A 15,136-nucleotide genomic window follows, 5' to 3' on the forward strand; every position below is an offset into this window, starting at 1 on the left:
TCCTTACTTTCTACTAAACACCATTAATAGCGATCGTAGATCCACATCCTGAATTTGCGCTATAGACTTTATTATTTGTAGTGCTATAATTATAGCTTCCACCAGATTTTGTTTCTGTTTGCAAGTAAGCATCTACATCACAACTCCAAGTTGCTGTACTACCACTTTCAATTTTAGTTCCTCGATTACGGCTCCCAGATTTACCTATATAAATGGTGTTTCCTGTATTATTTTGGAGTGTTACTTTATTTCTTGCTTTTGCGCTTTGATAATTTTGCTCGTTTTGCTTTATTCTTCTCTGTAAATCTTTATACTCTGGTGTTGCTTTTATAGAGTCGTTGTAACGTTTAATCTCTGCATCTCCTGCATTACGTGCTGCTTTAATTTTAGCAATATCGTTTTTATCTTTAACGGTAAGTGTATAGGCATTTTGTTTTGCTTGCATAGCTTTTACATAATTGGTAAACTTTTCTACAAGATTTACACTTTTTAAGTATTTATGAGTTGGGCTAAGTCCTGCACTTTTAAACTTCTGTTTCATTTTCCTTAGAAGTCCGCCTTTCTTTTTTTTATTAGTAGTAGTTTTATCATTTTTAACTAGTACGTAAATCTTAGTTATATCGTTAACCGAAGGTAATCCTTCATCTGGAATTTTATCTAAAACAAAAATAATATCGTCTATAATAACATAGCCTTCTTTTGTATGGGTATGTTTCATATACATGGTATGTGGGTAACTATCCATTCTACCATAATCACTTAATTCTGTCTCACCTATTTCTCCCCAATCTTTCGATACTGGTTTTCCAACAAAACCAACAGGAATTCCTGTACCTATACGTTGTATGCTTATGTTAACTTTAGGTAGCGATCTTGCAAATTTACAGGTACCACCTCCATTTGGAGAGATACCAGCAAAACCTTCGTAAATTACATTTTCTCCATTAGCTTCAAGGGCTTCAAAGAATGATTTTTGTGCTTGTAATGTAATTGCAAATAAGATGCAAATATTTAATAAAAGTACTTTTTTCATTATATATTTTTTTAAGTTTCTAACAATATTAACGTATAACACTTGTTTTAAGAGAAACTAGTTAATGAATAGCACTTTGAGTTTGTAAAAAAGATTAATAATACAATTTCATCTAATCAAAATAACGTTTTAAATGGCATTGAAACAATTACCTTAGTACCTATAGCCGTTCCTTCTTTATATAAGTCTTCAATATGATACCCTATATTACCATCATATTGTTTTTTAAAGGCTTCTAAACGCTTTTTTATTGAATTTAAAGCAAACGATTCGTGTTGGTTACCTTGGCGCTTGTTTATTACTTTACTTTTTTCTCTTCCTACACCATTGTCTGTAATAACGCATTGCAATACATTATTAGTAAAATTAAATGTTACAGAGAGTTCTTTTTTTCCTGCTTTATGCATTAATCCGTGAATTAAAGCATTCTCAATAAAAGGTTGAATTAGTAATGAGGGGATTTCTAAGGCTTCATTGGGGTTAGAAGATATTTGGTAATTAAAATCGTCTCCAAAACGTAGTTTTTCTAATTGTAAATAGATATTTAAAAACTCGATTTCTTTCTCTAATGGAATAAAATCTTGACTAGAATAATTAAGTGTATTTCTTATTAATTCAGCAAATAACACAATATAATCGTATGATGTATCTGTGTCTTGTTTTAAAACTAAATCTTGTATTGAATTTAAGGCATTAAATATAAAGTGCGGGTTCATTTGCGAGCGCAAGGCTGTTAAATTCTGAGAAATTAATTCTTTTTCTAAGTTTATTTTTTCTAATTGTGCAAGGCGTTCTTTTTCTTTATTTCTTATTTTTTGTTTATAGTATAGGATGACGCTTCCAAAAACAAATAATGAGACGCCTAAAATAAACCACCAAGTTTTCCAAAACGCTTCTTTTATTGTAAATTCTAACTCTTTTATGGCATATTCTTTTTGGCTACCGTCTATATATGGTTGTACCTGAAATGTATATTTTCCTGAAGGTAAACTATTATATTTTATGGTACTTATTCCTGTTTCTGTAGTGGTCCAATTATTATTTAATTCTTGTAATCGGTATTTGTATTTTCCGTTTTGATTAAATGAAAAACCTTTAACATTAAACCCGATTTTTATAGTATTTTGAGTATGATTTAAAACATATCCTGATTTTACCAACGTATCTTTCTCATTAATTTGAAAAATGTTAAAATAAACATCTGGATTATATGTTTTAAAGCTTTTTTTCTTGTCTAAAGAAAATAATCCAACATTAGAAGAGAAAAATACTTTATCGTTAACGAATTCTATACCAGAGATATCATAAGAAGGAATGCCTTCTTTTTTTGTTAATTTTTTAAATTGTAGAGTAGCACTATTAAACTTTTGAATGCTATTATCTGTTGCAATCCATAATTCATTTTCATCTGCTTTAATTTTTTGAATGCTATTTGATGTTAATCCATTTTTAGTAGTGTAATGTTTAATTACGGAATTATTTTTTATTTTGAAAATACCATTTTTAAAAGTACCAACCCAAATAACACCATTTGCTGTTTTTGTTATAGATTTACCGTAAATAGTTTTGTTTTTATATTGAATTCGTTTAGCGTTCCAAACGCTGTCATAAACCATTAAGCCATCCACATAAGAAATATAAACTTCTCTAGTTTTCTTATCATAATAAGAAGTATAGGTTCTTTTTTCGTCAGAAATAAATTTAAATATTTCTTTGTTTTCTTTGATAGCAAATTCATTGATAGATTTAGCTTGAATATGATTTGTGTATAATAAATCACCTTTACCTAAGTTTAAAAAGCTTTTTACATTGTTAAACATTCTAGTTTTTAGGCGTTTAAGGGTTTTGTAGTTTATTATATAAGACGATTGATCTTTACTTACAATAATATTTCCACTTGGATGGTATATAAGATTAGAAACTCTATCCTTAGTAGGTAAGTTTATAATTTTTGGTAGATGATTATGAGTGTTATAAAAACCTATATTACCATTTTTGAGTCCAAATAATAGGATACTATCATTTATTTTATCTAAACTACTAATGTTTTTATTTATAGTTGAGATATTACCTTTTTCAATATTAATATTAGGAATAATATATATACCAGTGTTTAGTGTAGTACACCAATAATTATTATCTTTATCTCTTATGATGCTAGTGACATTTTTATCTTTTAAAAAGTGCTTTTTAAAAAGAAAACGTTTCCCAATATATTCATACACCCAAACTCCGGTTCTAGTTCCAAACCAAATTTTATTATTAATTACATATGTTTCATAAATTAAGTTATTAGCAATATTTTCTAATCCTTTTACAGTCTGAAAACTTTTTTTTGAAACATCAAATTGAAAAAAAGTATTAGTACCTGCTCTATTTTGCCTAAAAAATAGAGAAGTTTCAACTTTAAATATTTGAGATTTTCCTTGAACAATTCTCCTTCCGTTTTTGTTTTTAATATCTAAGTTTATTTTTATTAATTTTTTAAGGGAGTTGTCTGGTGAGATTTTAGAGATGAAATCGTCAGAACCCAAAAAAATAGCCTTATTATGTACAAAAGGATTTCCATAACGTTTTGTAGGATCATTAATAACACTAATAACTTTAGTTTTTATGTTTATTTTATAAATCTTTATCGCAGTAAATACCCATAAATAATTAGGTTTAATAATAAAACTTGCTAATTCTCCTTTTAGTTGTTTTTTTAAATCTATAAAAAGTTTTAATTGATTGTTTTCCGTATAAAAAAACTGTCCAGAAATATTATTACACCATATATTGCCTAAGTTATCTTCCTGAATGTTAAAAGTTGATAAACCTCTTTGTTTGGTATTGGTATAACTCTTGTATTCTTTGCCATCATAACGAAACAGTCCTTTATCTGCACATAGCCATATAAAACCTTTACTATCTTCTAGGATATCATAAAATTCTTTATCGGGTAATCCTTCTTTTTCTGAGAGGTGTATTGCTGTAGGTTTTTGTGCATGCAGTATAAAAGAAGTAAAAAAAAGTATTAGTATTAAAACTTTAGCTTGGAAGCGTATTATTTTTAATAGAAAACTATTTAAGAGCTTTTTCAAAATCTTCTATCTTGTTTCTTGATATTTTTACTTTAAGACTACCTTTTGCTAAAATTACAACTAAATCTGTTTTATTTAAAGAATCTACAAAATTTAAGTTGATAACCCATCCTCTATGAGAGCGAAAAAAAGAAGATTCTTTTGAAAGGATTTCTTCAAAATATTTAAGGTTTTTACTCGTAGTAATTTTTTTATTTTCTTTTAAGTGTATAATACTATATGCACCGCTAGCTTCAAGAGCAATAATATTTTTTAAATCAACAATATGTCTATTACCTAATTCGGGAAGCACTATTTTTTTATAGTTTTTATCTTTTATAGTTTTTAATAATGAATGGTAATCAATTAATTGCTTTTGTTGTTTTAACTTTTTTTGTAATTTTTCAAGTGAGATATTTAATTTATTTCTATCAATAGGTTTAACTAAATAATCAATAGCATTTAACTCAAACGCTTTTATAGCGTATTGATCGTATGCGGTTACAAATATAATTTCGAAGTTTATTTCATCAAAAAAACGTACAATTTCGTAACCCGCATAGTTAGGCATTTGAACATCTAAAAAAACAACATCTGGTTGAAGATCTTTTATTTTTTTTATACCCTCTTCTAAATTACTGCAAGTAGCAATAATATCTATATTTGTAGTGGCTCTGTTTAATAAACTTACCAAAACGTCTCTGGCTCTCTGTTCATCATCTATAAGTATTGCTTTTATTACAGTCATAGGTACAAATATATCCAATAGCATTGAAATTTCTTTAAAAGACCTAATGAGGAGTAATTTGGGTTTGTAAGCAAGTACAAATTGTAGATAAAAGTAATTCTTTAAAAAAGAAGTTATTTTAAACCTGTATTATTAAATTCTTAAAAAGTAAGCAACAAAAAGCCCTGCTTATCTTCCTCTTATTATTAAAGTATCATATCCCTTTATTTTATCATAAAGCCATTATAAATTTAGCATGAAGCAGAACAACAATCATTATTTGTTTCCTCTTCATTAAAAGAACAATCTATACCTTCATCTATGGCGCTTTTTAATTGATGAAAGGCTTGTTGAATTTTGGATAATGGAGAAGCTACATTCATGCGCATAAATTGCGTGTGTGAACTTTCAAACCAATCTCCTGGGGTTAAAGCTAATTTTGCTTGATGCACTAACAAATGTTTTAACGCTGCATTAGATACGTTAAGTTTACTAAAATCTAACCATATTTGGTAGGTGCCTTCAGGCTTAAAAAATGTTACTTCTGGTAATTCATTCTGAATAAAATTTTCAATCCAATACATTGTTTTTTCAAGGTACACTAATAAATCATCAAGCCACTCCCCGCCTTTTGTGTATGCTGCTATTGTTGCATTTGCAGAATGGATGCTTCCATGATCTAAATATAAAGAACCAATGGTGTACTTTACTTGTTTTAATGTGTCTTGATTTGGAATATATATATAACCATTAGAGATGCTCTGCATACCAAATGTTTTGGCTGGTGACCCTAAAACGGCGATATGGTTTTCGCTACTTTTTAATGAAACAATACTATTAAATCTTGATTTTGAATACACTATATCTGAATGAATTTCATCACTAATAATAGTAACATTATACGTGTTAGCCAAATGTACTAGCTTTTGTAATTCTTCTTTTGTCCAGACACGACCTATTGGATTATGAGGATTACAAAGCAATATTACTTTAATATTTAATGTTTTAAGCTTGCGTTCTATATCTTCAAAATCCATTTGATACTTACCATCAACGATTTTTAATTTATTATAAACGACTTTACGACCTGCAGACTCAATAACTTTAAAAAATTGATGATAAACTGGTGTTTGTACAAGTATACCATCTCCTTCTTTAGATAATTCTCTAATTAGCACCCCAATCCCTGTTAAAACTCCAGAAACTTGCACAAACGCTTTTGGATTTAATTGTAATTGATGACGCTTTAAATTCCAATCTGTAATGGCTTTAAAAACAGCTCCAGTATTAAACTCGTAAGCATAAATATTTCTAGTTACCAATTTTTGTAAAGCATCTTGAATAGGTTTTGCTATTTCAAAATCCATATCTGCTATCCACATAGGCATTACTTCTGTTGCGCCAAACATGCTTTTTAAATAGTTTGGATTATACTTTGCAAAGTTATGTTCTACGTTATGTATTGTATCAAATTGACTCATTTTCCTTTTTTATAAATTTAATTAGTTCCACTCCTTTTTTGCTGCCTCAAAATCGTTTTGAAACTTTTCGGTATGCCAACTAAGCATCAATGTTTTATGGGCAATTTGCCTTGCTACTTCTTCATCACTAGGGAAATGTACACCCATTATTTCTCTAGACAAACCAATGTTGTAAGCTAACGCAATATATTCAGCTCTTTTTTCTGGCGCTAATTCACTTAAAGTATAGGCTTGAATATAAGCCCAAAGTGTATGACCACTTGCAAATGATGGTGTTGGTATTTCACTTAAAGGCTTTATATTTTTATCTAAATGATAAGGTCTTGCTCTTAATAGGTTGAATTTTACGGCAAATTCTATTAAACGGGCATCATGCATTACTCCTTTTAATAATTTTGCTGTTTTTGGGTAATCTTTAGCATTATATTTTTCTCCAGAAACTTCTCTTGCCATAAAAAATAGGTCGTTTTCATTACGCTCATATCTATCATCTGTTTTTGTATGATTTTTATGAGGCCAATACCCTATTTTGGCTAACTGCATAACTCGTTCTATTTGCTTTTCTGTTCTCTTATTTTGCAAATCGATTAAAAAATCGAGTTCTGCTCTTGTTTGCTCCGAGCTATTAGCTGGGAAACTAACAGAGTTAGTAATAAAATTTACTTGAGAAGAACTTAAGTAATAAGGTTTGTTTAAGGCATAAACCAATATAAAATCTAAATAATTATCTGTTGGATAAACAATATTATCCATAGCTGCAAATGCTTCTCGCTTTTCGCCACTTAACGACTTTAATTCTTTATAATGATTACTTATAGCTTCTATATCGTGAATTGATGAAAAAACAGAGCTCTGACTGTATATACTTGTGGTAATAATAAGTACTAAAATGAATGTGAAATTTCTTTTAAAATTGCTCATAATTAATTGTTTAATATTACATTTTATAGCCAACCTAATAGTAACCCAAAGCCTAGTACAACTAATGTAACTCCGGATATTTGACTAATAATTTTCTTGTTTTTTAAGAGTTTATTTGAAAACTTGTTGAAACCAAAACCAATGCCAATTAATAATGCTCCTAAAGGAATACTATAACCAATGGCAAATACAAATAATGTAAACCAGCTTAAAAAAAGACTGCCTTGTAAATAAGACGTACCTAAAATAATTGGAAATATTGGGCTGCATCCTACAGAACATGCTGTAGCAAAACCTCCTAACAGTAAACCAAACAAAAAGCTTTTATTTGCTAGTTTTGATACTTTAGCTGAGGCATTTAATCCTATTTTTAAATTAAAAGGAAGCATATCTAAACTCATTAATCCTAAATATACGATTAGAATACCTGCGATATTAGTCCAGTATTGACCAACTATTTGACCTATAGAAGCGCTAATTAAACCTGTTAAAGCTCCTACAAGCGATAATGAGATAATGTTTCCTAATAAAAACGATAACCCAGTTTTTAAATGTGAGGCTTTGTTTTTAGAACTAGTTTCTGAACCAGCATAACTAGTAACTGCTGCCAAAACACCAACATTACAAACAGAACCAACTGCCGCAACTAGGCCCAATACTAGAATAGCAATAAAAAACAATGGTGAATTTAATTGACTTTCAATAACACCATTAGTCCATTGTTGTAAGTGTTCTAACATCTGTATTAATTTAATGTTTTAGAACTACTACAAGCCGCTTTTTGTTTTGGAGAACAAGACGTTTTACTTTCTCCTGTGCAACTAGCATTTTTAGTGGTTGTACAGGATGCCTTTGTAGTTAAAACAGCATCATAGGCTCTAATTAGATTCATTGAATTTACATCTGTTGTGTTTATTGTTGTTGCACTTTTTCCTAAAACTACAATAGATGGTGTTTTTTCTATTTTTAATTTAGAAACCACATCTTTATAATTTGCATTACCTGCTTCTAAAGCAATAAAATAGGCAGAACCTTCCGTTGTATTTAATTCGTTAACTATACTTTCTACTTTAGAGGTCATTTCCTTATTCTGACTTGTATTATTACCTTTTAAAACGACATAAGCCACCTTTTTGTCTGTTTTTATCCATCCAAAATCTGCAATAGATAGTGTTGGAGTATTTATCGTTTTAATACAAGATACTTCGGCTTTAGGCGAACTTTTAAAAGCTGTTATAAAAGCAAAAATGAATGCTAGACCTAATATACCAAGCCCAAATTTTTTCTTTATAACAAAATTTTTGTTTGATGAATTGTTGTTTAGTACACAGCAATCTGTGTTGTTTGAATTATCCATTATCCTTATTTTTATATTATTTTAATCTATAGACGTGTCATCTAAAAAAAGACGCAAAAAAAATAGCCTTACGTTTATTTGTAAGGCTAAAATGTTATTAATCTGTTATAAAAAAAAGATTATTTTTCTGCGTAAACACCAAGACTAATAACATTATTATTACTTGTTTTGAATTTTTCTAATTCTTCTGGGCAGCATACGTAATTCATTAACACATTATCTGGCATATCTATAATGCGTTCTTTAGTAATGCTAATGTTTTTAAAGCCAGCATCTTTTATTGCTTGTATATAGTCTTCTTGCTGTAAAGCGCCCGAAATACAACCTGCGTACATTTCTGCAGCTTCCATAATACCTTTTGGTAAAGTACCTCTCAACACAATATCTGACATATTAAAGTGTCCTCCTGGTTTTAATACGCGATATACTTCTTGGTAGGCTTTCTTTTTATCTGGAACCAAGTTCAGCACACAATTACTTATAGCAACATCAATAGAGTTCTCTTTTAAAGGTAAAGCTTCTATTTCACCTAAAACAAAATCTACATTAGTATAACCTAATTTTTGTTTGTTTTCATTTGCTTTTTCAATCATAGCTTCGGTCATGTCTACGCCAATAACATGACCAGACACTCCAACAATTTGGCGAGCAACAAAGACGTCGTTTCCTGCACCAGAACCTAAATCTAAAATAGTATCGCCTTCTTTAATTTTTGCATCGTTTGTTGGAATACCACAACCTAATGCATAATCTGCATCTGCTTCATAACCTTCAACTTGAGAATAGTTTTCGCTTAATGTCCAGTCTTGTGCTGGCGACCCACAAGCTGTTGGACCACAACCACAACCAGCTCCAGAATTTGCAACTCTTGTATAAGCTTCTTTTACGTGTTCTATAATTTCTTTTGACATACTATATCTATTTAAAGTGTTTTTAATTTAATTTTCACTCTATAGACGCTAGCTTAAAAAAAAGACGCAAAAAAATAATTAATCGCAAGATGGGTTGCAATTTTTTGCTTTGTAATCTATTACATCTCCATATACATCTGTAGATATAGCACAGCATTGATCGTACGAAGATTTTAATAACTCTCTACCTCGTTGCACTCTCGATTTTGCTCCTGAATACGAAATGTTTAACCGTTCTGCTATTTCTTTTTGTGGTATGTTTTCAATATCTGCCAAAATAATAGCTTGTTTGTATTTTTCTGGAAGTGAATTTATAAATGGGCTAATACAATGTGTTAGTTCTGAAGTTAGTGAATCGTTAGAATAGTCTTGTACTTCAATAGCATCTGAAGGTGTGTCGAATTTTAATTTTCTAAAATGAGAAATTATTTCGTTACGTGTAATTTGATAAATCCAAGACACCAATTTTTCTTTATTCTTTAGCGTATCGAACTTTGTAAATGCTTTTAAAAAAACATCTTGAACAATATCTTTTGTAAGCTCAGGGTCCTTAACTTTTCCTTTAACAAAATTTGTTAATCGGTCATTCATATCATTCCAAACGTGTATAATTTCTGTGCTCATAGTTGTAAAAATAAATCTTTGATTTATTTATAGACGTAAATAATAAAAAAAGACGCAAAATATTTTAAATGACAGTTTGCCAAAGTGGTTATTTAGCTTTTAAACTCTTTAAGGTTAATTATATCTTTTAATATGTATACTGAATACACATTGTACTTCGCTACTTTACTTGCATAGGGTAAAGCGTATTACAGTACAATTTTAATATAGAATTACTCTGTGGAGGATTTAATATTAAAATAATGTCTAGTTATCGATTTAACTATTTTATTACAAACCTTTAATTTATGTGCATGAATTACTATTTAGTTTAATAAAAAAAAATGGCCTTTAGAATTTATTTTTTTCTTCTTATAGATTAACCAACTATAAGATTAAAAATCCTCATTATTAGATTCCAAAGGCTCATTTTCCCATTTTAACCAAAAAATGTAGAATAATAACTAATTTTAATAACTCACAGGTTATTGCAACTAAGTTGCTAATATAGTATAAAACATATTTTAATACAACTTAGTTGCATTAAAATTATATTATATTTGTATTATGGGCATTTTAAGAAAAACTAAATCAGTAAAAATATTGCTTGATGAATTCGAGAAGAATTCTAGCGCAATTTCTGTTATTGCATTGGTAGAGCAACTTAGTTCACAAATGAATAAAACTACAATTTATCGTATTTTAGATAAATTAGAAGATGATAAAATTTTACATTCATTTCTAGGAAAAAATGGAAATAAATGGTACGCAAAGTGCAGTGATTGTTCTGTTTCGGGACATAAAGATCATCATCCTCATTTTCAATGTTCAAATTGTGGTAAAGTAGATTGTTTACCAGTAAATATTACAATCCCAAAAATTGATAAACGAAAAATAGAGGTTTCACAGATATTAATACAGGGTAAATGCGAAGAGTGTTTTGTTTAAAGAGTTAACAATTATGACTCTACATGGTGATTTTCTTCTTTCATGCATTTTACTTTTAACCACTCTAAAGTAGCTTTGTAATAAACAATACTTTCTGTTTTCTGCCAATTCTACAGCTAAATTGTATTGCTTATTTGTTTCGTATGCTCCTGCCAAACTATCTTATATATTGAAGCTTGTAGTAATTATACCAAATGGTTTTTAAATGAAGACATGATTATTAATCATTAAAAAATATCCTATTACTCATCTATTTTTAGGAAAGCTAATTTTTTGTGAGTTTATAAATCGTTTATTGTTGCTATTGATAAGATAAAGTCTATTGAAAGACACCAAATTTTAATTACTACACATAAAATACCTGTAGGTAAAAACTATAACCGTAGTATGACTAAATTATGTAATAATTAATTCTATTTTACGCACAATACACTCTGTTCTATTAAGTATACACTTGCAAAAAACAAGTTTTAAATTACATTAAAATACCATTTTTAGGTTTAATGTTTGGAGGTAAGTTAGTTTCTCCAAGCATTTCCCTCAAGTCTATTTCTATAGTTCTACATAACGATAGCATAGGAATATCGTTTGCCATGCCTTGAAATGGGTTTTCAGAATAATCTGCTACAAGTTCCATACAAATATAAACCCATCCTACTAAAGCTGTTATGGGTATAGATAACCATTGAGCCCAACCGCTTAACTCAAACATTTCTGGTATTAAAGTAAATGGTAATAATGCAATAAATATGCCTACAAAGTACCTACTCATGTTGGCATATTGTCTTGGTAGTGGAAACTTTTTTATACGTTCGTTTTTTCCTTGAAGTGTATAAAAGCTACGTAAAACATTTTCCATTTCCATGTGCCTAAAATCCTCTATTAATCCCTTTTTTCGTAGTTTATGTAAGGCTCTAGATTGTTCATTAATAATTTGTGTTGCCGTGTTAACATTATTAATTAAACGATCATGTTCTTCTGGTTGTAAAAACAGTTTCAACTCTGTTCGGGTTACTTCATCATCAATTAAACCTACTCCAAATTTTTTCTGATAGTATTTAGCTGTTCTTCCAATATGTCCGCCTTGACTGGCGTGTTCCCATGAAGTTGTTGCTAAAAGTTGGCTTCTATGCGCATATAACCATGCGATGTGTCTATAAATTAATTTTCGTTTTGTTGCTTTCAAATCTTCTTCAGATATCTTTTCAGTAGCAAATAAGTTAGATACAAAACCATCAACTAACATTCCCCATGTTCTACTTTCATTAACAATGCCTCCCCAAATTTTTCGAGCTTCCCACATGCGATCGTACGATTGGTTGTTTTTGAAACCCACATAAAATGCTAATGCTGTACCTATAACAGATACTGGAACCCACGGTATCTTGAAGTTAATAATACCAAAGTGATATAGAGTTGCTATTGACGCCATTAAAAGAATTAACCACACAAAATGGAATCCAGACCATCTTAACATGGTTGAGAAACGTATGCCTTTAGTTATAATCATAAATGAGTTGATTTAATTATTTAATTTATAATCTTTTAAGTGTTGATAATAATTTGCTGCTCTTTCTTCTGAAAAATGGTCAACAACATAAGTAGCAATAGTTACTAATAATAAAGCTATACCTATGAACATTAATACAGAAAATATAATAGCATAATTATAAAATATACGTAAACTATTTATATAATTTTTAAATTTATTAGTCTCAATTTAATATGTACTAAATACGTTAAATTAGATAATAATTAGGCCTAAAAAAAGCTCAAAATTAATTGAGCTTTTTGTTTTAATAATATGTAACTAGATAGTTTCTGTTGGTCTACCATGCAAACGTTTTTCAATTTTGCGTTTCTTTTCAGTTAAACGCTTCATAACGTCCATTAATGTGGAGTCCTTTGTTTCTTTATATATTTCGTTTAATGCTAATATAAGCCTTTTCGCTTCTCTTGAAGCTGCTACACGATCACTAGTTGACATATGACTCATTTTAGCGTTTTCAAATTCTAATGCTTCTTTTAATAAAATGTCCATAAATATTTTTGTCAAATTTTGGGGTAAAATTAGTTAAATACACTGGTTTTACCATAGAATTTATTAATGATTGTGATTATTTTAACATAAATAAATCTTATAGCACTTGTAAATAAGGAAGTAAATAACTATTACGCAATTTTTTGTACACTATATTATTTGTATTATTTGTGGCTAAATAAACTTTTATTTCTTTTAAATTTTATAAAATACCAAAAGCTTTAGTGGTTTACTGTAGTTTTAAACTATTTAATATAAAATCGAAGTTTTTATTAGAGTTACTATTTGTTAAATACGCATCTGTGTAATGTTTAGAAGGTTTAGCTAAACCTAATGCTTGCATTTTCTCTATAACATCTTTATACTCTAAAGTAACTTTACCTGTTAATAAAACATTTAAATCGTTGCCCGTTTTTGCATAGTTATATATTTTATTTAAACCTGTTAAATACAAATAATCCTTTGTAAAACCACCGCCACGATGTATACGTAGTGTTATTATATATGCTTTATCTCTGTTTAGTTTGTATTGGTTATGCAACAAATGGAAAGTAGATTTAAAATCGTAGCCTTTGGCTAAAGAGTCTGCTGCTATAACTCTATATGCTAGTTCTTTTAATCGGTTAATAGTTAAACAATCAGACATATATTCTGCATAAACGGCTAATCCTTCTTGTGTTTCTACATTATTGGGTAGTCCATTAGAAAATATTTTTAAAGGCTGTTCTACGGCATTAAATGTTGTTACTAAATGGACTCCTATTTCATGATTTGCTAAAACTTTTAATTGGTTCTTGCTATACTTATGGTTTTTATGTAGTACTAATGTTTTTTGGTTATTTAAAACCATTGCTGCTGCAGAAATGTTAGTCGATTTTTTTATGATATACTCAAAATCGTAACGTTTAGCGTATTCTTCAAAATAGGCAATTGCATCATCTGCATTATACATTGGTAGTAAATCTTCTTCAAAATCACTATCATCAAAGCGTAAAATAAATTTAGCATTTTCTATATCGCACTCGGTAGGTGTGCCAAAACTTTTTAAGCTGTTATAATAAAATCGTTTGCCTTGTCCTATTGTTTCTATACATTCTATTAACCCAGAATATTCATAAATGATATCTTTATATAAGTTTCTTATATCGTCATCGTTTATTCGTTTTAATTTTTGCGAAAATAGTTTTCTATGTAATTCGTAACCATTAAACTTAATTTTCGGGTATTTAAATTGCGGATTATAGTTGTATTTAGAAGAAAAGAAATGTTTTTTTTCGCTTTCTATATTTAACGGATTAATATAATTAAGTAACTCTATTCTTTGCTCCAAATCGTGCAAATCGTTATCTATTTTAATTAAATCTCCGTGGACTTTTACAACATCTTCAGTCATCATTATTTATTATGTCTTTTGTAAAATGCATTTGCATGGTTTATAACACGCACTCTAAGTTGTTTTTCTACTGCAGAAACGACTTCGGGATACATTATATAGTTATACTCATCGCAGTATACTTTTGCTATTTCGGTTGCCAAAACTAAGGTATTTTGAAAGTTTTGTGTAATGAATTTTAAGAAAAATCCATTTCCTTGAAATGTATCGTTAATTTTTGAAGTAGATTTTATACCATTTGGCAATTGTAATTCGCTTAAACTTTGTCTCCATGCTTCTATGTCTTCACCAAAACGGTTATTGTCTATATTGGCTGTTCCAAGATTCCATGTTGGTACTTCCCTATCCCAACGTTTCCAATTATAACTGTGCATATCGTAAACGATAGCAAGGCCAAACTTAGATTCTATTTTTTGTATTAATGAGTGTACTACTTTATAAAAAGCATTATGTTTTTCTAACGATTTTTGTCTTTCGGTATCTGGTAATGGTGTTTTCCAGAGTTGTTTTCCCCAAGCATCATTGTATATTGCTGTTTCTGGCGCTCTATTTAGGTCGTATTCAAAACGCGAATCGCATCCTGCTAATATGATAGGGTGAGAAATAACCATGTTTTTTGTTTCTGGGTCTTCCTCGTACCAACGTTCGTACTCTGTATG

Annotated in this window: 14 protein-coding genes; 1 reads left to right on the top strand and 13 read right to left on the bottom strand. The window is 29.3% G+C overall.

The annotated features are described in order from the left end of the window. Window positions 1-13: 13 nt before the first annotated feature. The 9 genes from ACVC2P_RS07990 to sigZ form a co-directional block, all read right to left on the bottom strand. Window positions 14-1,033, bottom strand: a complete 1,020-nt coding sequence (locus tag ACVC2P_RS07990) for a hypothetical protein (protein WP_452597953.1) — start codon at window positions 1,031-1,033, stop codon at window positions 14-16. 116 nt (window positions 1,034-1,149) lie between these two features. After that, a complete protein-coding gene (locus tag ACVC2P_RS07995) occupies window positions 1,150-4,116 on the bottom strand; it encodes a histidine kinase (RefSeq protein ID WP_452597954.1) in 2,967 nt (988 codons plus the stop codon). Then, on the bottom strand, window positions 4,097-4,843 hold the full coding sequence (locus ACVC2P_RS08000) for a LytR/AlgR family response regulator transcription factor (RefSeq protein WP_452597955.1): 747 nt from the start codon (window positions 4,841-4,843) through the stop codon (window positions 4,097-4,099). The genes ACVC2P_RS07995 and ACVC2P_RS08000 overlap by 20 nt, the downstream gene beginning before the upstream one ends. Window positions 4,844-5,073: 230 nt before the next feature. After that, window positions 5,074-6,303, bottom strand: a complete 1,230-nt coding sequence (locus tag ACVC2P_RS08005) for a MalY/PatB family protein (protein WP_452597956.1) — start codon at window positions 6,301-6,303, stop codon at window positions 5,074-5,076. A 21-nt stretch (window positions 6,304-6,324) separates the two neighbouring features. Beyond that, a complete protein-coding gene (locus ACVC2P_RS08010; RefSeq protein WP_452597957.1) occupies window positions 6,325-7,224 on the bottom strand; it encodes a phosphatase PAP2 family protein in 900 nt (299 codons plus the stop codon). A 23-nt stretch (window positions 7,225-7,247) separates the two neighbouring features. Next, entirely contained in the window at window positions 7,248-7,964 is a 717-nt protein-coding gene (locus tag ACVC2P_RS08015; protein WP_452597958.1) for a cytochrome c biogenesis CcdA family protein, read from the bottom strand. Window positions 7,965-7,969: 5 nt separating this feature from the next. Beyond that, window positions 7,970-8,581 (bottom strand): hypothetical protein, encoded by a 612-nt coding sequence (locus tag ACVC2P_RS08020; RefSeq protein WP_452597959.1) that lies wholly within the window; start codon window positions 8,579-8,581, stop codon window positions 7,970-7,972. A gap of 119 nt (window positions 8,582-8,700) precedes the next feature. Further along, complete coding sequence (gene arsM, locus ACVC2P_RS08025; RefSeq protein ID WP_452597960.1) at window positions 8,701-9,492, bottom strand: arsenite methyltransferase; 792 nt, start codon at window positions 9,490-9,492, stop codon at window positions 8,701-8,703. Window positions 9,493-9,570: 78 nt separating this feature from the next. Further along, complete coding sequence (gene sigZ / locus ACVC2P_RS08030; RefSeq protein WP_452597961.1) at window positions 9,571-10,116, bottom strand: RNA polymerase sigma factor SigZ; 546 nt, start codon at window positions 10,114-10,116, stop codon at window positions 9,571-9,573. Window positions 10,117-10,662: 546 nt separating this feature from the next. On the opposite strand from sigZ, the gene ACVC2P_RS08035 reads away from it, so the two are divergent. Then, window positions 10,663-11,043 (top strand): Fur family transcriptional regulator, encoded by a 381-nt coding sequence (locus tag ACVC2P_RS08035; RefSeq protein ID WP_452597962.1) that lies wholly within the window; start codon window positions 10,663-10,665, stop codon window positions 11,041-11,043. A gap of 475 nt (window positions 11,044-11,518) precedes the next feature. Here the strand turns inward: ACVC2P_RS08035 and ACVC2P_RS08040 are convergent, their stop codons facing one another. The 4 genes from ACVC2P_RS08040 to ACVC2P_RS08055 all read right to left on the bottom strand — a co-directional run. After that, window positions 11,519-12,553 carry a bestrophin family protein gene (locus ACVC2P_RS08040; RefSeq protein ID WP_452597963.1) on the bottom strand — a complete coding sequence of 345 codons (1,035 nt, stop codon included), beginning with the start codon at window positions 12,551-12,553 and terminating at the stop codon, window positions 11,519-11,521. Window positions 12,554-12,853: 300 nt separating this feature from the next. Then, a complete protein-coding gene (locus ACVC2P_RS08045) occupies window positions 12,854-13,084 on the bottom strand; it encodes a hypothetical protein (RefSeq protein WP_452597964.1) in 231 nt (76 codons plus the stop codon). A 229-nt stretch (window positions 13,085-13,313) separates the two neighbouring features. Next, entirely contained in the window at window positions 13,314-14,480 is a 1,167-nt protein-coding gene (locus tag ACVC2P_RS08050) for a flavohemoglobin expression-modulating QEGLA motif protein (protein ID WP_452597965.1), read from the bottom strand. After that, window positions 14,480-15,136: N-formylglutamate amidohydrolase (locus ACVC2P_RS08055; RefSeq protein WP_452597966.1), on the bottom strand; the 657-nt coding region annotated here is incomplete at its 5' end. The genes ACVC2P_RS08055 and ACVC2P_RS08050, both read right to left, overlap by 1 nt.

The sequence above is a fragment of the Pontimicrobium sp. MEBiC01747 genome (assembly GCF_053601635.1).

Coding starts and splice junctions, on each gene's coding strand:
- ACVC2P_RS07990 (WP_452597953.1), bottom strand. CDS start 1,033: ATGAAAAAAGTACTTTTATTAAATATTTGCATCTTATTTGCAATTACA.
- ACVC2P_RS08000 (WP_452597955.1), bottom strand. CDS start 4,843: ATGACTGTAATAAAAGCAATACTTATAGATGATGAACAGAGAGCCAGA.
- ACVC2P_RS08005 (WP_452597956.1), bottom strand. CDS start 6,303: ATGAGTCAATTTGATACAATACATAACGTAGAACATAACTTTGCAAAG.
- ACVC2P_RS08010 (WP_452597957.1), bottom strand. CDS start 7,224: ATGAGCAATTTTAAAAGAAATTTCACATTCATTTTAGTACTTATTATT.
- ACVC2P_RS08015 (WP_452597958.1), bottom strand. CDS start 7,964: ATGTTAGAACACTTACAACAATGGACTAATGGTGTTATTGAAAGTCAA.
- ACVC2P_RS08020 (WP_452597959.1), bottom strand. CDS start 8,581: ATGGATAATTCAAACAACACAGATTGCTGTGTACTAAACAACAATTCA.
- arsM (WP_452597960.1), bottom strand. CDS start 9,492: ATGTCAAAAGAAATTATAGAACACGTAAAAGAAGCTTATACAAGAGTT.
- sigZ (WP_452597961.1), bottom strand. CDS start 10,116: ATGAGCACAGAAATTATACACGTTTGGAATGATATGAATGACCGATTA.
- ACVC2P_RS08035 (WP_452597962.1), top strand. CDS start 10,663: ATGGGCATTTTAAGAAAAACTAAATCAGTAAAAATATTGCTTGATGAA.
- ACVC2P_RS08040 (WP_452597963.1), bottom strand. CDS start 12,553: ATGATTATAACTAAAGGCATACGTTTCTCAACCATGTTAAGATGGTCT.
- ACVC2P_RS08045 (WP_452597964.1), bottom strand. CDS start 13,084: ATGGACATTTTATTAAAAGAAGCATTAGAATTTGAAAACGCTAAAATG.
- ACVC2P_RS08050 (WP_452597965.1), bottom strand. CDS start 14,480: ATGATGACTGAAGATGTTGTAAAAGTCCACGGAGATTTAATTAAAATA.